Annotated in this window: 18 protein-coding genes; 5 read left to right on the top strand and 13 right to left on the bottom strand. The window is 72.2% G+C overall.

The annotated features are described in order from the left end of the window. Positions 1–46 precede the first annotated feature (46 nt). Positions 47–1,441, bottom strand: coding sequence for an MFS transporter (locus JI751_RS09245; RefSeq protein ID WP_307814041.1), 1,395 nt, complete (start codon positions 1,439–1,441; stop codon positions 47–49). 55 nt (positions 1,442–1,496) lie between these two features. On the opposite strand from JI751_RS09245, the gene JI751_RS09240 reads away from it, so the two are divergent. Beyond that, on the top strand, positions 1,497–2,009 hold the full coding sequence (locus JI751_RS09240; RefSeq protein WP_201935660.1) for a winged helix-turn-helix transcriptional regulator: 513 nt from the start codon (positions 1,497–1,499) through the stop codon (positions 2,007–2,009). Here JI751_RS09240 and JI751_RS09235 read toward each other — a convergent pair whose 3' ends face one another. From JI751_RS09235 to JI751_RS09220, 4 genes are read right to left on the bottom strand one after another with little or no spacing between them, the layout of a single operon-like run. Beyond that, positions 2,010–3,716, bottom strand: a complete 1,707-nt coding sequence (locus JI751_RS09235) for a Mur ligase family protein (protein ID WP_307814039.1) — start codon at positions 3,714–3,716, stop codon at positions 2,010–2,012. 31 nt (positions 3,717–3,747) lie between these two features. Next, on the bottom strand, positions 3,748–4,518 hold the full coding sequence (gene fabI / locus JI751_RS09230) for an enoyl-ACP reductase FabI (protein ID WP_201935658.1): 771 nt from the start codon (positions 4,516–4,518) through the stop codon (positions 3,748–3,750). Between the two features lie 43 nt (positions 4,519–4,561). After that, on the bottom strand, positions 4,562–5,290 hold the full coding sequence (gene fabG / locus JI751_RS09225) for a 3-oxoacyl-[acyl-carrier-protein] reductase (protein WP_201935878.1): 729 nt from the start codon (positions 5,288–5,290) through the stop codon (positions 4,562–4,564). Between the two features lie 58 nt (positions 5,291–5,348). Next, positions 5,349–5,561 (bottom strand): dodecin, encoded by a 213-nt coding sequence (locus JI751_RS09220; RefSeq protein ID WP_201935656.1) that lies wholly within the window; start codon positions 5,559–5,561, stop codon positions 5,349–5,351. 88 nt (positions 5,562–5,649) lie between these two features. On the opposite strand from JI751_RS09220, the gene JI751_RS09215 reads away from it, so the two are divergent. Both JI751_RS09215 and JI751_RS09210 read left to right on the top strand, forming a co-directional pair. Continuing rightward, a complete protein-coding gene (locus JI751_RS09215) occupies positions 5,650–5,940 on the top strand; it encodes a DUF3099 domain-containing protein (protein WP_201935654.1) in 291 nt (96 codons plus the stop codon). Positions 5,941–6,136: 196 nt separating this feature from the next. Continuing rightward, positions 6,137–6,340, top strand: coding sequence for an acetone carboxylase (locus tag JI751_RS09210; protein WP_201935652.1), 204 nt, complete (start codon positions 6,137–6,139; stop codon positions 6,338–6,340). 45 nt (positions 6,341–6,385) lie between these two features. Here JI751_RS09210 and moaA read toward each other — a convergent pair whose 3' ends face one another. Continuing rightward, positions 6,386–7,375 (bottom strand): GTP 3',8-cyclase MoaA, encoded by a 990-nt coding sequence (moaA, locus tag JI751_RS09205; protein ID WP_201935650.1) that lies wholly within the window; start codon positions 7,373–7,375, stop codon positions 6,386–6,388. A 60-nt stretch (positions 7,376–7,435) separates the two neighbouring features. On the opposite strand from moaA, the gene JI751_RS09200 reads away from it, so the two are divergent. Continuing rightward, positions 7,436–8,344: an SURF1 family cytochrome oxidase biogenesis protein gene (locus tag JI751_RS09200; RefSeq protein ID WP_201935648.1), complete on the top strand. Its 909-nt coding sequence runs from the start codon at positions 7,436–7,438 to the stop codon at positions 8,342–8,344. Here JI751_RS09200 and JI751_RS09195 read toward each other — a convergent pair. From JI751_RS09195 to JI751_RS09180, 4 genes are all read right to left on the bottom strand, one after another. After that, positions 8,288–9,058 (bottom strand): SDR family oxidoreductase, encoded by a 771-nt coding sequence (locus JI751_RS09195; protein ID WP_201935645.1) that lies wholly within the window; start codon positions 9,056–9,058, stop codon positions 8,288–8,290. The two genes, JI751_RS09200 and JI751_RS09195, sit on opposite strands and share 57 nt — an antisense overlap. Positions 9,059–9,194: 136 nt before the next feature. Further along, positions 9,195–11,075 carry an ABC transporter ATP-binding protein gene (locus tag JI751_RS09190; RefSeq protein ID WP_201935643.1) on the bottom strand — a complete coding sequence of 627 codons (1,881 nt, stop codon included), beginning with the start codon at positions 11,073–11,075 and terminating at the stop codon, positions 9,195–9,197. A gap of 79 nt (positions 11,076–11,154) precedes the next feature. After that, positions 11,155–11,940 (bottom strand): enoyl-CoA hydratase/isomerase family protein, encoded by a 786-nt coding sequence (locus tag JI751_RS09185; protein WP_201935642.1) that lies wholly within the window; start codon positions 11,938–11,940, stop codon positions 11,155–11,157. Between the two features lie 34 nt (positions 11,941–11,974). Then, positions 11,975–13,573: an ABC-F family ATP-binding cassette domain-containing protein gene (locus JI751_RS09180; RefSeq protein ID WP_201935641.1), complete on the bottom strand. Its 1,599-nt coding sequence runs from the start codon at positions 13,571–13,573 to the stop codon at positions 11,975–11,977. A 122-nt stretch (positions 13,574–13,695) separates the two neighbouring features. Here JI751_RS09180 and ypfJ point away from each other — a divergent pair, with 122 nt between their 5' ends. Further along, positions 13,696–14,631, top strand: a complete 936-nt coding sequence (gene ypfJ, locus JI751_RS09175; protein WP_201935640.1) for a KPN_02809 family neutral zinc metallopeptidase — start codon at positions 13,696–13,698, stop codon at positions 14,629–14,631. A 6-nt stretch (positions 14,632–14,637) separates the two neighbouring features. On the opposite strand, the gene JI751_RS09170 is transcribed toward ypfJ, so the two are convergent. The 3 genes from JI751_RS09170 to JI751_RS09160 are packed head-to-tail and all read right to left on the bottom strand — an operon-like array spanning position 14,638 to position 18,006. After that, entirely contained in the window at positions 14,638–15,546 is a 909-nt protein-coding gene (locus JI751_RS09170) for a phosphotransferase (protein WP_201935639.1), read from the bottom strand. A gap of 10 nt (positions 15,547–15,556) precedes the next feature. Next, positions 15,557–17,119 carry an ABC transporter permease gene (locus tag JI751_RS09165; protein WP_201935638.1) on the bottom strand — a complete coding sequence of 521 codons (1,563 nt, stop codon included), beginning with the start codon at positions 17,117–17,119 and terminating at the stop codon, positions 15,557–15,559. Next, complete coding sequence (locus JI751_RS09160) at positions 17,116–18,006, bottom strand: ABC transporter ATP-binding protein (RefSeq protein WP_307814038.1); 891 nt, start codon at positions 18,004–18,006, stop codon at positions 17,116–17,118. Before JI751_RS09160 ends, JI751_RS09165 begins: the two co-directional genes overlap by 4 nt. Between the last annotated feature and the right edge of the window lie 35 nt (positions 18,007–18,041).

Genomic DNA, 18,041 nt, shown 5'->3' with positions numbered 1-18,041 from the left:
CCGTTGAGCGGTGGTCCATCCACACTCCGGCGATCGGGAACGTGGCTCAGCCACTGCTCGTCGAGGCTTCGGAGGCGGGGACCTCCGTACGGCGTACGGTCCGCTCGCCGAGGAGGGCCACGCCGGCCGCGCCCACGAAGGAGACGGCGGCGGTGACGAGCACCGCGCGGTGCCAGCCGTCGACCAGTCCCTGGGCGGTCACCGCGCCCACCGGGGCCGCGACGACGGACACGACCGTCACACCAAGGGCGGAGCCGAGGTAGCGCGCGGTGTTGTTCGCGCCGCTCCCGAGTCCCGCCTGGCCCGGCGGGACACTGGCCACGCTCTCACGGCCCATGGCGGCATTGAGCACGCCGGTCGCGACACCGGCGAGCAGCAGACCGGGCAGGAAGCGAACCGGACCGCTGGCTGTGTGGACCCCGAGGACGAGCAGCTGCCCCACGCCGATGAGGACGAGTGAGGCGGCCATCTGGCTGCGACCGCCCCACCGCGCGGGTAGCCGGCGGGCGAGGACGGCAGTCACCACGCTCGGGCCCGACCAGGCCAGCATCAGCCACGCGGCCGTCGTCGCGGGGATCGCGAGGGCCGATCCGACGAAGCCGGACACGTACGACATCAGCGCGATGATCCCGGCGCCGGTGGCCAGGCCCGCGACGTTGACCGACCGGAACGGCGGATGGTGCAGCAGACCGAGGTCGAGCATCGGGTGGGTCGAGCGGCGCTCGACCACGACGAACGCGACCAGCATCGCGACCCCCGCGACGAGGAGGAGCACCGGTGCGGGGCGCGCCCATCCTCCGCGGCCCGCGGTGAGCCCGGCGAGCACCGCCCCTGTGCCGAGCGCCATCAGCACGACTCCGGCCACGTCGAGCTGCGCACGGTGGTCACTGCGCGACTCGGGGCACCGCGACCCCGCGAGCGCCAGGGCGAGGCCGGCGACGCCGAGGACGACGTAGACGTCGCGCCACGAGTGGACCCGTCCGAGGTAGGTGCCGAGGAGCGGCCCGATGGCGATCCCGGCGCCGATGCTCGCGCCCCACAGGCCGGTGGCCCGGCGCCGCTCCACCGGGTCGGGGTGTGCCTCGGCGATCATCCCGAGTCCGGCGGCGATGACGGCGGCGCCGCCGGCACCGGCGAGCACCCGCGAGGCCACGAACGTCACCACGTCACCGGCGACGGCCCCGAGGAGGGAGGACAGGCCGAGGACCAGTGCGCCGATGACGAACCAGCGCCGCCGGCCGTAGTCGTCGGCCAGCCGACCGGCGGTCAGCAGCAAGCCGCCCAGGCCGATGCTCATCGAGCTGAGCACCCACGTCGCACCGCTGTGGCCCGCACCCAGCCCGGCGACCGTCTGGTTGAAACTGGCCAGCGGCGCGGTGAACGCCACCAGCACCGCGACCGTGCCGAGGGAGGCAGTGGTCAGCACGCGTCGTGCGGTCACGGGACACCTTTGCATTTGGTTCGATGAACAGACCAAACCACGGTAGCATCGTTCCATGGCACTCGGTACCGACTACCCGCGGCAGGACTGCGGCATCGCGCGCTCGCTCGAGCTCGTCGGTGAGCGGTGGACGCTGCTCATCCTGCGCGACTGCTTCCTGGGCGTGCGCCGCTTCTCCGACTTGCAGGCCCACCTCGACGTGTCCCGCGCGGTCCTGTCCTCCCGGCTCGACGCGCTCGTGGCCGAGGGACTGCTGGAGCGGGTCGGCGACGGCCATGCGTCGTACGAGCTCACCGAGGACGCGATCGCCCTCTGGCCCGTCCTGCTCCTGCTCGCCCAGTGGGGCGACCAGCGCACCAGTCCCGGTCGCCCGCGTCGCACCTTCCACCACGTGGGCTGCGGCATCCTGGGCCGCGACGGTCGTTGCTCGACCTGTGACGTCGCTCCCCACCCACGCGACGTCGAGACCCGCCGGGGTCCGGGCGCCGACCCGACGCTGCGCAGCGACCCGGTCTCCCGGGCCCTGCGCGAGCCCCACCGGCTGCTGGAGCCGCTGGTCACCGCCTGATCAGACGACGGTCGCGGCCCGCACCTTCGCGGACAGCGTCTCGGGACTGTCCGGAGTCCCCCCGTGGGCGGCGATCCAGTCGTAGGCCTCCTGCCGCTCCGCGTGGCACATCAGTCCCACGACGTCACCCGGCTCGGCGCGCGCCACGAGGGCGGCCAGGCACTCGACCTCGGTGGTGTAGGTGTCGATGTCGGTGACGCCGACCCGTGCGGCACCGGCGCGCAGGAGCTGGTCGATCTCGTCCATGGTGCGACCGCGGAGGTACCACTCCTTGTGGCCGATCGCGACCACGTCGCTGCCCTTGGCGCCGATCTCGCCGAGCGCGTCGATCAGCTCGTCGGTGCGGTCGCCGACGGCACCGAGGCCGAGGAGCAGGCGCGCGCCGGGACGGCGTACGCCCGCCATGATCTCCAGCAGCGCCTCGAGCCCGGCCTCGTTGTGCGCCAGGTCCATGACCACGGAGACGCACTCCCCGTCCCTGGCCGGCATCGAGAAGAAGTTCATCCGGCCCGGGTTGTGCTCCGCGTCCGGGCGGAACGAGCGGAGGCCGGCGACCACGTCGTCGCGGGAGAGACCGATCGCGAGCGCGGCGGACGCGGCGGCGAGGGCGTTCTCGATGTTGAAGCGTGAGAGACCTGCCAGCGTCATCGGCACGTCGACCAGCTCCACCAGCGGGTCGGGGTCGGTGCCCGGCTTGAGGACCGTGATCCAGCCGTCGATCACCGTGGTCGCGCGCCCGCCGCCGTGGCCGAGCACCTCCCGGACGGCCGGCGAGTCCGGGTCGCGGCTGAAGATCCACGGCTGCGCGGCGATGACGGACTGCATCGCGAGCACGCGCGGATCGTCACCGTTGAGCACGGCCCAGCCGTCCTTGCGGGTGATGCGCGGGACGACGGACTTCACCTCGGCGAGCTGGTCGACGGTGTCGATGCCCTGGAGGCCGAGGTGGTCGGCGGTCACGTTGGTCACCACGGACACGTCGTTGCGGGTGATGCCGATGCCCTTGAGCAGGATGCCGCCGCGCGCGGTCTCGGTGACCGCGAGCTGTACGCCGTCGAGGCCGAGCGCGCGGGCCGCACCGGACGGGCCGGAGTAGTCGCCGGCCTCGACCAGCACGCCGTCGCGGTAGATGCCGTCGGTGTTGGACCAGCCGACCACGAGCCCGCTCGTCCGCGCGATGTGGGCGACCATCCGGCTGGTGGTGGTCTTGCCGTTGGTGCCGGTCACCGCCACCACCGGGATCCTCGGGGTGATGGTCGTCGGTCGGCTGCCCCGCTCGGCGGAGCGCACCTCCTCTGCGGCCGCGCTGACTGCGGACTCGACGTCCGGGGTCGGCAACGCGTCGAGGGCGTGCGCGACCGCGTTGCCGAGCGCTGTGGCGCGCCCCCGGTTGCGCCACGGGAAGGCGACCACGAGCACGTCCGGGTCGGAGGTGGGCCGCACGCGCACGGCGAGGCGCTTGGTGCCGGCCTCCCCCGCGATCGCGCGTACGAGCCGCTCGACCGCCCGCAGCGCGAACCGCTGGCGGAAGCCCGACCCGGCCGCTCCCGGCCGCGACGTCCGCAGCCCGATGCGCCGCGCGAAGCGCAGCACGGCCTCGTCGCTCGCCTCGGTGATCGTCGAGACGTCGAGGGTCAGCTTCACCGCCGCTCGCGGGAAGTAGAGGTTGGGGCCTTCGAGGATGCGCAGCTCGACGAGGGAGGTCACCCGGGGAAACTACCGAACGACTCGACCGTCGTCAGAGCCCCATGGCGTGGAAGCCGCCGTCGACGTGCACGATCTCGCCCGTGGTCGCCGGGAAGAAGTCGCTCAGCAGCGCGCACACGGCCTGCGCGGTCGGCGTGTGGTCGGTCTCGTCCCACCCGAGGGGCGCGCGGTCCTTCCACGCGGACTCGAGGTCCTCGAAGCCCGGGATCGCCTTGGCGGCGAGGGTCTTCAGCGGGCCCGCGGACACCAGGTTGCAGCGGATCCCCTCGGGACCGAGGTCGCGGGCGACGTACCTGCTGGTGTTCTCGAGCGCGGCCTTGGCCACGCCCATCCAGTCGTACGCCGGCCACGCGGTCGTCGCGTCGAAGGTGAGCCCGACGATGGAGCCGCCGCGCTGCATCAGCGGGCGGGTCGCGACGGCGAGCGACTTGAGCGAGTACGCCGAGACCTGGACGGCCTGGGCGACGTCCTCCCAGGGACCGGTCATGAACTTGCCGCCCAGCAGCGTCTCCGGGTTGCCGTACGCGATCGAGTGGACGACGCCGTCGAGGCCGTCGACGTGCTCGCGCACCTGGTCGGCGAGGCCGGCGAGGTGGTCCTCGTCGGTGACGTCGAGCTCGAGCACCGGCGCCTCCTGCGGGAGCCGCTTGGCGATCCGCTTCGTGATGCCCAGCGCACGGCCGAAGTTGGAGATCAGCACCGTGGCGCCCTGCTCCTGCGCGACCCGCGCGGTGGCGAAGCCGATCGAGCTGTCCATCGTGACGCCGGCGACGAGGATGCGCTTGCCGTCGAGGATTCCCATGTGCGTTGCCTGCTCTCTGGTCGAGGTCGGGGGGCGTGGAGGCTCAGTGGCCCATGCCGAGGCCGCCGTCGACCGGGATCACGGCCCCGGTGACGTAGGCGGCGCCGTCGGAGGCGAGCCAGGTGACGGCCGAGGCGACCTCGGCCGGGGAGGCGTAGCGACCGAGCGGCACCTGGGTCTTGATGGTCGCCTTCTGCTCGTCGGTGAGCACGTCGGTCATGTCGGTCTCGACGAAGCCGGGCGCGACGACGTTGGTGGTGATCGAGCGACTGCCGAGCTCGCGCGCGAGCGACCGGGCGACGCCCACCAGTCCGGCCTTGGAGGCGGCGTAGTTGACCTGGCCGGCGGAGCCGAGCAGGCCGACGACCGAGGAGATCAGGATGATCCGGCCGCGACGCAGGCGCAGCATGCCCTTGGCGGCGCGCTTGGCGAGCCGGAAGGTCCCGGTGAGGTTGGTGTCGATGACCGACGACCAGTCGTCCTCGCTCATCCGGAGCAGGAGCGTGTCCTTGGTGATCCCCGCGTTGGCGACGAGGACCTCGACCGGGCCGTGCGCCTCCTCCACCTGCGCGAAGGCGGCCTCGACGGCGTCGGGGTCGGTGATGTCGCAGCGGACGTCGAGGGCGCCGTCGGGGGCGCCGCCGCTGCGCGTGGTGACCGCGACCTTGTCGCCCTGGGCGATGAAGGCCTCGGCGATCGCGCGGCCGATGCCGCGGTTGCCCCCGGTGACCAGGACGGAACGGGGCGCGGGACCGGGGTCAGTGCTGGGAATCTCGCTCACGCTCCACGACGCTAGTGATTACCGAGTGGTAGGCCGAACTCGGCCCGCCTCACTCGTCCTCGAGGCGGAAGCCGACCTTCATGCCGACCTGGAAGTGCTCGACCACGCCGTCCTTGGCCTGGCCGCGGACCTGGGTGACCTCGAACCAGTCGATGTGGCGCAGTGTCTGGCCGGCCCGCTCGATGCCGTTGCGGATCGCCTGGTCGATGCCGTCGGGCGACGTACCGACGATCTCGGTGACGCGGTAGGTGCGGTTGGACATGGGTCCTCCTCGTGATGGGCCGGGGACGGTTCCCAGTGCGGTCTCACGCCCCGTGTGATCGGGAGCCTAGCGACGTACTGTGGAGGGCATGGCCAAGGCGGACGCAGTACGCATCACGACGGCACGCAGCAGCGCGGCCGACGACATGAAGTCGCGACAGGTGCGCTACGCCGTGTCGATGAGCATCCGCTTCGTGTGCTTCTTCGCCGCCGTCCTCGTCGGCCCCGGCGTCTTTCGATGGGTCCTGGTCGCGGCGGCGGTCTTCCTGCCGTTCTTCGCCGTGGTCATCGCCAACGCCGGCGACCAGCGCGACGACGGATTCCGTCTGCCCGAGGGCCCCGGCGCCAAGGAACTGACGGCGGGCGATCCCGAACGTTGAGGAAAATTTGAAGAATCGCCGTCATCCGAAAGTTTGGTTTTCACCCATCCCCGTGGAATGATCTGGCTCGCGAGCGCAGCATCCCCCGTCTGTGCCTCGTACCTGAGGTGCCGGACAGCTTCCCCCCGTGGCTGTCCGGCACCTCTTCTTTTCCGCTCCAGCCCCGATCCCATCTCCGTCGCCCGGGAGGCCCTCGATGGACGACCCGGACCGCGCGATCTGCTCGGCCAAGGGCTGCCAGGCCGATGCCGTGTGGGACCTGCAGTGGAACAACCCGAAGATCCACACGCCGGAGCGCCGCAAGTCGTGGCTCGCCTGCGACGAGCACCGGGTGTCCCTCTCGGACTTCCTCGGAGCCCGCGGGTTCCTGCGCGACGTCGTACGCCACCAGCCGGACTGACCGACAGCCGGACTGACCAGCGTCAGCGCACAGGTGCGGCGGTGATCAGCCGCCGATCGCCGACATCGGGCGGTCGGGCTGCAGGAAGGTCACGTCGTCGATGCCGTGGCCGGCGCGCTTGCCACGCATCGCGACGACCCAGCGCTCGGCGATCTCCTCGTCGGTGGCCCCGGAGCGCAGCGCCAGTCGCAGGTCGGACTCCTCGCGTGCGAACAGGCAGTTGCGCACCTGGCCGTCGGCGGTGAGCCGGACGCGGTCGCAGTCACCGCAGAAGGGGCGCGTGACCGAGGCGATGATGCCCACGGTGGCCGGGCCGCCGTCGACGTCGAACAGCTCGGCGGGCGCGCTCCCGCGAGGCTCGCCGTTGGGCGTCAGGACGAACTCGGCGTTGAGCTGCTCGAAGATCTCGTCGGCCGTCACCATCGCGGCGCGGCTCCAGTCGTGCTGGGCGTCGAGCGGCATCTGCTCGATGAAGCGCAGGTCGTAGCCGTGCTCGATGCTCCACCGCAGCAGCTCGGCGGCCTGGTCGTCGTTGGTCCCACGCAGCAGCACGGCGTTGAGCTTGATCGGACCCAGGCCCGCGGCCTTGGCCGCCTCGAGGCCGGCCACGACGTCCTTGAGCCGGTCGCGCCGGGTGATCGTCGCGAAGGTCTCGGGGCGCACGGTGTCGATGCTGGCGTTGATCCGGTCGAGGCCGGCGTCGGCGAGGGCCTGCGCCGTGCGCGCGAGCCCGAGCGCGTTGGTGGTGAGCGACGTCTCGACGCCGAGCGCGTGCGTCCGGCCCACGATGTCGACGAGACCCCGGCGCAGCAGCGGCTCACCGCCGGTGAACCTCACCTCGCGGATCCCGAGCCGCTCGACACCGATCGTGATCAACCGGACGGTCTCGTCGTCGCTCAGCGTCTGCTCGGTCGGGAGCCAGTCGAGGCCCTCCGCGGGCATGCAGTAGTTGCACCGCAGGTTGCAGCGATCGGTGAGCGAGACCCGCAGGTCCGTGGCCACGCGGCCGAAGCGGTCTGCCAGAGGTGTCGTCACACGTATCACTCTAACGAGGCACCCCTCATCCGCTGTGGCCGTCCCGGATAGCCTCGTCGCGTGCACAAGCTGCGGTTCCTGGTCTCGCGCCGCTGGATCGCCTTCGCGCTCGTCGTCGTGTTCCTGGCGTGGGTGGCCTGGCGCCTGGGTGAGTGGCAGTTCCACCGGCTCGACGACCGTCGCGACCGCAACGCGATCATCGAGCGCAACGAGGAGGCCGGTCCGGCTCCCGTCGCCGAGGTGATGGCCCCCGGACAGCCGGTCGCGGCCGACTCCGAGTGGCGCATCGTGGAGGCCACCGGGACCTACGCCGTCGACGACACCGTGATCGTGCGCTACCGCACCCGCGAGGGCGAGGCCGGTGTCGACGTCGTCGTCCCGCTCGAGCTGGCGGACGGGTCGAGCATGCTGGTGGACCGCGGCTGGTACGCCACCACCAACCGCGGCGCCACCACGGCCGACGTACCGGCGCCGCCGAGCGGCGAGGTCACCGTGACCGGATGGGTACGCCAGGACGCGGAGGGCGACAGCACCGAGGTGAGCGGCCAGTCGACCCGCGCGGTCAACAGCGAGGAGATCGGCCGTGCGCTGGACCGGGAGGTCCTGGGCGGCTGGGTCGACCTCCGCTCGGAGTCGCCCGAGCCCGCCGAGGCGCTCCTGCCGGTCGAGCTGCCCGAGCTCAACAACGGACCGCACTTCTTCTACGGCCTGCAGTGGTGGTTCTTCGGCGCGCTGGCCATCTTCGGCTTCCTCTTCCTCGTGTACGACGAGATGCGCGGAGGCCGCGGACCGGCACGGCCGACGGTCGAGCGTCCGACGCCCCAGCCGGCGGGGCCGCGACGCAAGACGTGGCGCGAGCGCCTCGACTCGGGCAGCGAGGACGACGAGGACGACGTGGCCGACCGGGCCGGGTCAGAGGCTGCGGAGCAGCCCGCCGTCGACCGGGAGCATCACGCCCGTCAGGAATGAGGCTGCGGGCGAGAGCAGGAAGGCGGCCACCGCGCCGAATTCCTCCGGCTCGCCGTAGCGCCCCAGAGGGATGCTCGCCTCCGATGCCCGGCGCGCGGCCTCGGCGTCACCGGTGGACGCGTCGAGCTCGGCGACGCGATCGGTCGCGATGCGACCGGGCAGCAGCCCGTTGACGCGGACGCCCTGCGGTCCGAGCTCATCCGCGAGGGTCTTGGCGATCATCGCCAGCCCGGGTCGCAGGCCGTTGGAGATCGCCATCTCCGGGAGTGGGGCACGCACGCTCGAGGAGAGGACGAGGCCGAGCGAGCCGCCGGCCGGCAGCGCCACGCCCACCTCGCGAGCGAGGCGTACGGCTCCGAGGAACACCGACTCGAAGGCCGCGCTCCACTGCTCGTCGGTGATGCTCGTGACCGGACCCTTCGGCGGGCCGCCGACACTGATCAGCGCTCCGTCGACGCGGCCCCACGCCCCGTCGGCGGCGGCGAGCAGGCGCGCAGGGGTGTCGTGCTCGGCGTTGTCGGCGACCACGCCGACGGCGGCGTCGCGCCCTGCGTCCTCGTTGAGGGCAGACGTCGCCTCGTCGATCGACTCCTGGGAGCGCCCCGAGATGACGACGCGCGCACCCTCGGCGACCAGCGCGTCGGCGGTGGCCCGGCCGAGGCCGCGGCCTCCCCCGGTGACGAGGTAGACACGGTCGGTGAGCTGGAGGTCCATGGTTTCGACCCTAGCCACCACGGGTCCCCGGCCCTGCGTGCAAGCACCCGTGCACGTGCCGCGGAACCGATGCGCGTGCGCGCTCCCGATCGCAGTCGGGCGCCCCCTCGCACCACTGCACGGGACGTTGCGTCGGCTAGGTGCTCGCTGGAGCCCGGTCCTCACGGAACTGCGTGGCGTGGAGGGTGGCGTAGAGCCCACCGGCGGCGATCAGGTCGGCGTGCGTGCCCTGCTGGACGACGCGGCCGTCGTCGAGGACGAGGATCAGGTCGGCGTTGCGAACCGTCGAGAGCCGGTGCGCGATGACGAGTGACGTACGGCCCTCGAGTGCGGCGTCGAGCGCCTGCTGGACCGCGGCCTCGGACTCGCTGTCGAGGTGGGCGGTCGCCTCGTCGAGGACGACGATCGACGGCGCCTTGAGCAGCAGTCGCGCGATCGCGAGCCGCTGTCGCTCGCCGCCGGAGAGCCGGTAACCCCGGTCTCCCACGACGGTGTCGAGGCCGTCGGGGAGGGATCGCACCAGGTGGGCGATCTGCGCGGCCTCGAGGGCCGCCCAGATGTCGCCCTCCACCGCTCCCGGGCGGGCGTAGAGCAGGTTGGCCCGGATCGTGTCGTGGAACATGTGGGCGTCCTGGGTGACGTAGCCGACGACGTCCTCCAGCGACTGGAGGGTCACGTCGCGCACGTCGCGGCCGCCGACGCGGACCGCGCCGGACTCGACGTCGTAGAGCCGGGCGACGAGGTGGGTGACCGTGGTCTTGCCGGCACCGGACGGGCCGACGAGGGCGACCATCGACCCGGGCTCGGCCACGAACGACACGTCGTGCAGGACCTGACCGGTGTCGCGGGACTCGGTGCGGGCGACGGTCTCGAGCGAGGCCAGCGAGATCTGGTCGGCGCGCGGGTAGGTGAAGGCGACGTGGTCGAACTCGAGGCGTGAGGCGGTGGGCGGGAGCGCGACGGCGTCGGGCTTCTCCTGGATCAGCGACGGCAGGTCGAGCACCTCGAAGACCCGGTCGAAGGAGACGAGCGCGGTCATCACGTCGATGCGGACGTTGGAGAGGCCCTGCAGGGGACCGAGCAGCCGGGTGAGCAGCACGCCGAGCGCGACGATCGTGCCGACGGAGAGGTCGCCGCGGATCGCGAGCCAGCCGCCGATGCCGTAGACCAGGGCGGTCGCGAGCGACGGCACCAGGGTCATGGCGGCGAAGAAGATCCGGGTGAGCAGGGAGATCCGGATGCCGAGGTCGCGGACGACCGCAGCCTTCCGGGCGTAGACCACGTCCTCGGCCTCACGCCTGCCGAAGAGCTTGAGCAGCATCGCGCCACCGACGTTGAACCGCTCGGTCATCGCGTTGCCGAGGTCGGCGTTGCCGTCCATCTGCTGGCGCGACAGGTCGGCGAGCCGCGCCCCGACCAGCCGGGAGGCGAGCAGCAGGATCGGGAACAGCGCGAGGCACAGCAGCGTCACCGGCCAGCTCAGGAAGAGCATGGTCACGCCGACGACGACGGCCGCGATGATGTTGGAGACGGTGCCCTGGAGCGTCGAGGTGAAGGCGCGCTGCGCGCCGATGACGTCGTTGTTGAGCCTGCTCACGAGCGCACCGGTCTGGGTGCGTGTGAAGAACGCCAGCGACTGGCGCTGGACGTGGGCGAAGACCTGCGTGCGGAGGTCGTAGATCAGCCCCTCGCCGATCCGGCTGGACAGCCAACCGGTGACCAGCCCGAACCCGGCGTCCAGCACTGCGACCAGCGCCACCAGGGCGGCGAGCCACACGACCAGTGACGTGTCGCCCGTCTGCACGCCGTCGTCGATGATCGCCTTGAGCAGCAGCGGCGGGACCACGACGAGCGCGGCGTCGACGACCGTGATGGCGAGGAACGCCGCGATCAGCCTGCGGTGCGGGCCGGCGAACCCCAGGACGCGCCGGACCGTGTTGCGCTCGATCTTGTTGTCGACGACGCTCCGGTCGCTGCGCAGGTGCCGCCAGGGCGGTCCGCCCATGCCGACCGACATGTTGATGCCCCTTCCCTAGCTCCGCCAACCGCAGGCACAACGCCTGCTCCGCCCCCAGTGTTCCGGAGGGGTACGACGCTCAGCCGGCCAGTGCGGCCGCGACGGCCCGGAAGCGGCGTACCTGCGCCTCCCGCTCGAGGCGACGCTGCTCGTCGAGGTCGCGGTCGGCCGCACCCTGCAGCAGCGCCTTGGTCTCCGGGACGACGCCGGGCATCGGCGCCGTGAGAGCGGCAGCGAGCTCGTCGACGGCTGCGTCGAGCTGGTCTGCGGGATGCGACGCCGAGGCGAGGCCGATGCGCACGGCCTCGTCCGCGGGTACGACGCGCGCGGTCGCGCAGATCTCCAGCGCCCGGGCGTAGCCGACGAGCTCGACCAGCGGCTTGGTGCCGGTGAGGTCGGGGACGAGCCCGAGCGCCGACTCCTTCATGGAGAACTTCGCGTCGTCCGAGACGACCCGCAGGTCGCACGACAGCGCCAGCTGGAAGCCTGCCCCGATGGCGTAGCCCCGGACCTTGGCGATCGAGACGAAGCGCGGGTCGCGCAGCCACGTGAAGCCCCGCTGGAACTCCTCGATCCGCGCCGACGCCTCCTCGTCGCTGAGCGCCAGCAGGCCGATCACGCTCTCCTCCCCCGACGTCGACGGGTCGAGCATCGCGCGGTCGAGACCGGCGGAGAAGGTTTCCCCCTCCCCCGTGACCACCACGACGCGTACGTCGTCGGGCAGGGTGCGGCCGATCTCGCCGAGCGCCAGCCACATCGCCGGCGTCTGCGCGTTGCGGACGTCGGGCCGGTCGAGCGTCACGGCCGCGACGGCGCCGTCGACATCGAGGCGGAGACCGACGGCGGCGAGCTCTTCGGGAGTCATGGCCGCAGGTTACTACTCGTCAGTAATGTCTCGGTCAGGCGAGCGAGACCAGGTCGGCGTAGTCGTCGTTCCAGAGGTCCTCGTCGCCGTCGGGCAGGAGCAGCACCCGGTCCGGGGACAGCGCCCGCACGGCGCCCTCGTCGTGGGTGACCAGGATGATCGCGCCGGTGTAGCTGCGGATCGCGTGCAGCACCTCCTCGCGGGAGGCCGGGTCGAGGTTGTTGGTCGGCTCGTCGAGGAGCAGCACGTTGGCGCTCGAGACGACGAGGATCGCCAGCGCGAGCCGGGTCTTCTCGCCACCCGACAGGACACCGGCTGGCTTGTGGGCGTCGTCGCCGGAGAAGAGGAACGATCCGAGGACCGAGCGGGCCTGCGTGTCGGTGAGCTCGGGCGCGGCGGAGTGCATGTTCTCCAGCACCGTCCGGTTCACGTCGAGCGTCTCGTGCTCCTGGGCGTAGTAGCCCATCTTGAGGCCGTAGCCCGGCACGACCTCGCCGGTGTCGGGCTGGTCGACGCCCGCGAGGATGCGCAGCATCGTGGTCTTGCCGGCGCCGTTGAGGCCGAGGATCACCACACGGCTCCCCCGGTCGATCGCCAGGTCGACCGCGGTGAAGACCTCGAGCGAGCCGTAGGACTTCGAGAGCTCCGAGCCCATCAGCGGCGTCTTGCCGCACGGGGCCGGCTCCGGGAAGGCGATCCGGGCGACCTTGTCGGCGGCGCGCTCGCCCTCGATGCCGGCCATCATCTTCTCGGCGCGCTTGAGCATCGACTGTGCCGCCTGGGCCTTGGTGGCCTTGGCGCGCATCTTGTTGGCCTGGTCGGTGAGCACCTTGGCCTTGTTCTCGGCGTTCGAGCGCTCGCGCTTGCGACGCTTCTCGTCGTCCTCGCGCTGGGTCAGGTAGTTGTGCCAGCCCATGTTGTAGACGTCGATCACGGCCCGGTTGGCGTCGAGGTGGAAGACCTTGTTGACGGTCGCCTCGAGCAGCGCGTTGTCGTGGCTGATCACCACGAACCCGCCGCGGTGCGCCTTGAGGAAGTCGCGCAGCCACACGATCGAGTCCGCGTCGAGGTGGTTGGTCGGCTCGTCGAGCAGCATGATCTCGGCGCCGGAGAAGAGGATGCGGGCGAGCTCGACGCGGCGGCGCTGGCCACCGGACAGGGTGCCGATCGGCTGGGCGAGGATGCGCTCCTCGATCCCGAGGGCAGCCGCCATCTGCGCGGCCTCCGACTCGGCGGCGTACCCGCCACCGGCGTGCAGCTCGGCGTCGGCGCGCGACCACCGCTTCATCCCACGCTCGTGGACCTTCGGGTCGGGGTCGGCCATCTCGACCTCGGCGTCACGCAGGCGGCGTACGACCTCGTCGAGGCCGCGGGCCGACAGGATCCGGTCGCGCGCGATCACCTCGGGGTCGCCGACCCGCGGGTCCTGCGGCAGGTAGCCGACCTCGCCGGTGCGGAGCACCTGGCCGTCGGCGGGCGTGCCCTCGCCGGCGAGGATGCGGGTGAGGGTCGTCTTGCCGGCACCGTTGCGCCCCACGAGGCCGACCTTGTCGCCTGCGGCGATGCGGAAGGTGACGTCCTCCATGAGGAGCCGCGCGCCGGCTCTGACCTCGAGCTTCTGGGCGGTGATCATCTCGGACGTCATCCTACGAAGGGGTGGTGCCCGGAGCCCCATCGGCGACCTCACGCGCTAACCTGCGCTGAGGGTTCCGGCGACGTCTGCTGCGACCCGTCGACCTGCGGAAAGGCACGCCGATGCGCTTCAACCCCAAGTCCCGTCTCGACACCTCCCGCGTGGGCGACGGCGGCAGCGGCGGAGGCGGCGGTGGCGGCCCGATGCGGATCCCGCTCCCCGGCGGGACGCGGGCCGGCGGCGGCATCGGCGGACTGGTCATCATCATCCTGTTCGTCGTGCTCACCCAGTGCACGGGCGGCGGCCTGCCCGGCGGCACGGGCAGCGGCACCGGCATCGACCCGCAGGGCGGCGGCACCGACGCCAGCCGGATGGACGACAGCGAGCGCTACGCCAACTGCAAGACCGGCGCCGACGCCAACGAGGACGAGGACTGCGCCCGCGTCGCGGTCGAGAACTCGCTGGTCGACTACTGGACGAAGACGCTGCCCGAGCAGGGCGGCATGGAGCTCCAGCCGGCCACGCTGCGCACGTTCAGCGGCGCCGTCAACACCGGCTGCGGCGAGGCCTCCTCGCAGGTCGGGCCCTTCTACTGCCCGCCCGACCAGCGGATCTACCTCGACACCACCTTCTTCCGTGACGTGCTCGAGCAGCAGCTCGGCGGCGAGGGTGGCGACTTCGTGGAGCCCTACGTCATCGGCCACGAGTACGGCCACCACATCCAGAACCTGATGGGCACCATGGGCCAGGTCCGCACCCAGCAGGGGGCCAACTCCGACGCCGTACGCCTCGAGCTGCAGGCCGACTGCTACGCCGGCATGTGGACGTCCTACGCCGAGGACAGCGAGCTGATCACCCTCGACGACGGCGACATCGCCGAGGCCCTCGACTCGGCCAAGGCCGTCGGCGACGACCGGATCCAGCAGAAGTCCGGCCAGGGCGTCGACCCCGAGGGCTGGACCCACGGCTCGTCGGAGCAGCGGATGGCGTGGTTCACCAAGGGCTACGAGGAGGGCACGCTCGAGGCGTGCGACACCTTCTCGGCCTCCCAGCTGTAGGTCCGGTCAGGCCAGCAGGGCCTCGATCTGGTCGACCTGGCGCTGCATCGCGCGGATGTAGGGCGCGACGCTGGGGTGGCGGAACTTCCCGGCGAGCGCACCTTCGCCGTCGGCGACGCGCGCCAGCGCCCAGTCGAGCCGCGTGAGCGCGGTGTAGACGGCCATCACGCGCGCACCGGTGCGTACGTCGTCGGTGCCGGCGATGCCGGCCGGGAGGGCGGCGACGTAGGCCTCGACGAGGGGTTCGACGTCCTCGCGGGTGGCGAGGGAGAGGTAGCCGAGGTCGGCACCGACCGGGCCACGCCCGAGGTGTGCCCAGTCGATCGCGACGGCACCGTCCGCGTCCGGGCATCGGCCGGGGATGTTGGCGGCGGAGGGATCGCCGTGCTGCGCGACCTGTGGGAGCGCGTCGCACGTGTCGAGCCATCGGGTGCGGTGGGACCAGAGGTGGTCGGCGATGTCGGCCATGGGCGTACGCGCGAGGGTCAGCCAGCCGCCGCGGTGCGCGACCAGGGCGAGGCGGCTGCGCAGCTGGTCGCGGGCCAGCCAGGCGTGGTCGCCGAGGTCGGTCGCGGCGAACCGGCCCAGGCACGAGGCCAGCCAGAGCCCGGGTGCGACGTGGTGCTCGACGCGCTCGTGGACGAGCGTGACGCCCTCGTCGTCCTCCTCGACGCGTACGACGGCGGCTTCGCGCAGGCCGGGTGACGTGGCGACGACCCCGCTCAGGGCGACGTCCGCGGCGCGGCGCCAGTAGTTGACGTCGCCGGGGATGAGCGCGCCCGGCGCGTCGTGGGGATCGGGTCGGCGCAGCCGCTTGACCACGACCTCGCGGCCTCCCGAGGTGGCCGACCAGACGCCCGCGGTCGCCGGTCCCGCGCCCGGGAGCGGCTGCCATCCCGGCTCGGGTTGCCACATGTGCGTGACGCTAGCCGATGTCGCGGCTGCGGTAGCGCGTCCACGCCACGCCCAGCACGAGCACCGTGAGCGCCGTCATCAGCACCTCGGGCCGCCAGGCGAACGCCTCGGAGGGGTAGCGCGGCACGTGGTGGAAGGGCGAGAGGCCCAGGACCCAGTCGGGCAGGTCGAGACCGGGACCCACCTGGCCGACGGTGACGAAGAGCGCCAGCACGGCCCACCCGGCCACGGCCCATCGGCTGCGCACGGACAGCAGGAGGAGGGCCAGGGCGAGGACCAGCCAGACCGCGGGAGCCTGGACGAGCGAGGCGCCGACCGCGGCGAGGCCGTCACCGCGGCCGATCGCGGTCGCCACACCTGCGACGAGGAGGAGCCAGGTGCTGCCGAGCACCGCCGCTCCCCCGACGGCCAGCAGGAGGAGCCGTCGCGAGGTCGCGGTCGCGAGGACCGTCTCGGTGCGGCCGTCGTGCTCGTCGCCGGCGGCGCGGGTCACGGTGCCGATGCCGAAGCAGGTGATGACGACCGCCACGACGGACGCGATCGCGAAGACCAGCGCGTCCTGGAGCCCGCCCGCCCCTCCCATCGCCTCGATGACCGGGCGGGTGCGGTCGGTGTCGAGCAGGTCGCCGATTGACGGGACGATCGACCCCATCAGGGTGCCGATGACGGCGATACCGACGGTCCAGCCGACGAGCGCCGGCCCCTGCTGGCGTACGACGAGCGCGGCGGCGTCGCGCAGCCGGGGCGAGCCGACGGCCGGGCCGGGGCGGTCCGGGATGACCCCGGCGCCGAGGTCCCGACGACGTCGCAACCGAAGCGCCAGCGCCGTCAGGGCACCGGCGAGCAGCGGGTAGCCGAGCAGCAGCCACACCCGGGGCTCGGACCACGCGCTGAGCTGCGTCCCCCAGCCGAAGGGGGTCAGCCACGACAGCCAGGTCGCCGAGGTGACGTCGCCGATCACGCGCAGGAGGTAGAGGGCGCCGACCGCGGCGGAGGCGAGGAACCCGACGCTGCGGGCGCTGCTCGACAGCTGCGCGGCCAGCAGCGCGATCCCGGCACCCACCAGGCCGATGCCGGCCCACGAGGCACCGAACAGGATCGAGCCGACCACCGGCAGGCCGCAGGCGATGTCGGCGACGGCGGCCAGCGTCCCGAGCACGAGCGAGGCGAGCACCGCCTCGAGCACCGCGGCCGCCGTCGGCGCGGCCGCCCCCACGGCCGTGGCGCCGACCAGCTCCGCACGACCCGTCTCCTCCTCGACGCGCGTGTGCCGGCGTACGAGCACCACCGACATGAACGCGACGAACACCGCGTAGAGCACGGTCATCTTGGTCATCGACAGCTCGCCGAGACTCGAAGTGTCCAGGATCGGACCGTAGAGCGCGACGATCGCCGGGCTGGCGTTGAGCGCCTCCGCCGCGGCGACCCGGTCGGCCTCGGTGTCGTAGAGCGGACCGGTCGCGGCGGCGCTGACCGCGACGGTGGCGACGAGGACGAGCACCCAGGCGGTCACCAGCACCCGGTCACGACGCAGGCCGAAGCGCAGGAGCAGCCGGGTGCCGGCGAGGTTCATGGCGTGGTCCGGTAGGCGTCGAGGAACAGCTCCTCGAGGGTCGGTGGCGTGCTGGTCAGCGAGACGACCCCCGCGCCGGTGAGGGCGGCGAGGAGGCCGGACAGGCCCGCGGGGTCGACGGAGGCAGTGATCACGCGCCCGTCGACGTCGACGTCGTGCACACCGTCGATCCGCGACACGTCGGGCACGACGCCGGACACCTCGGCGCGGACCCGGTTGCGGCGCAGGTGCCGCAGGTCGTCGAGCGAGCCGGACTCGACCGCGCGGCCGGCGCGGATGATCGTGACCCGGTCGGCGAGCCGCTCGACCTCGCTGAGGATGTGGCTCGACAGCAGGACCGTCGTGCCCTCCGCACCGTGCTCGGCGACGCACTCGTTGAAGACCTGCTCCATCAGCGGATCGAGCCCGGAGGTGGGCTCGTCGAGGACCAACAGGTCGACGGGCGCGGCGAACGCGGCGACGAGGGCGACCTTCTGGCGATTGCCCTTGCTGTAGGCGCGGCCCTTCTTGGTCGGGTCGAGCTCGAAGCGCTGGAGCAGCTCGTCGCGCCGCGTGCCGCGGGGGTCGATCCCCCGCATCCGCAGCAGCAGGTCGATCGTCTCGCCACCGGAGAGGTTGGGCCAGAGACTGACGTCGCCGGGGACGTAGGCCAGCCGCCGGTGGATCTCGGTCGCATCGCGCCACGGGTCGAGGCCGAACACGGTCGTGCTGCCCGCATCGCTGCGCAGCAGCCCCAGCAGCACGCGGATCGTGGTCGACTTGCCCGCCCCGTTGGGCCCGAGGAAGCCGTGCACCTCCCCCGCCGCGAGCTCGAGGTCGAGGCCGGCGAGGGCCACCGTGCTGCCGAACGTCTTGACCAGGCCGTGGACCTCGATCGGGTTGCTCACGCCTTCCACCGTACGCCCGTCTTCACAGTTTTGTG

Source organism: Nocardioides baculatus, assembly GCF_016735675.1.
Classification (GTDB): Bacteria; Actinomycetota; Actinomycetes; order Propionibacteriales; family Nocardioidaceae; genus Nocardioides; species Nocardioides baculatus.
Note: the sequence above shows the minus strand (reverse complement) of the source record. Positions and strands in the feature narration are given on the sequence as shown.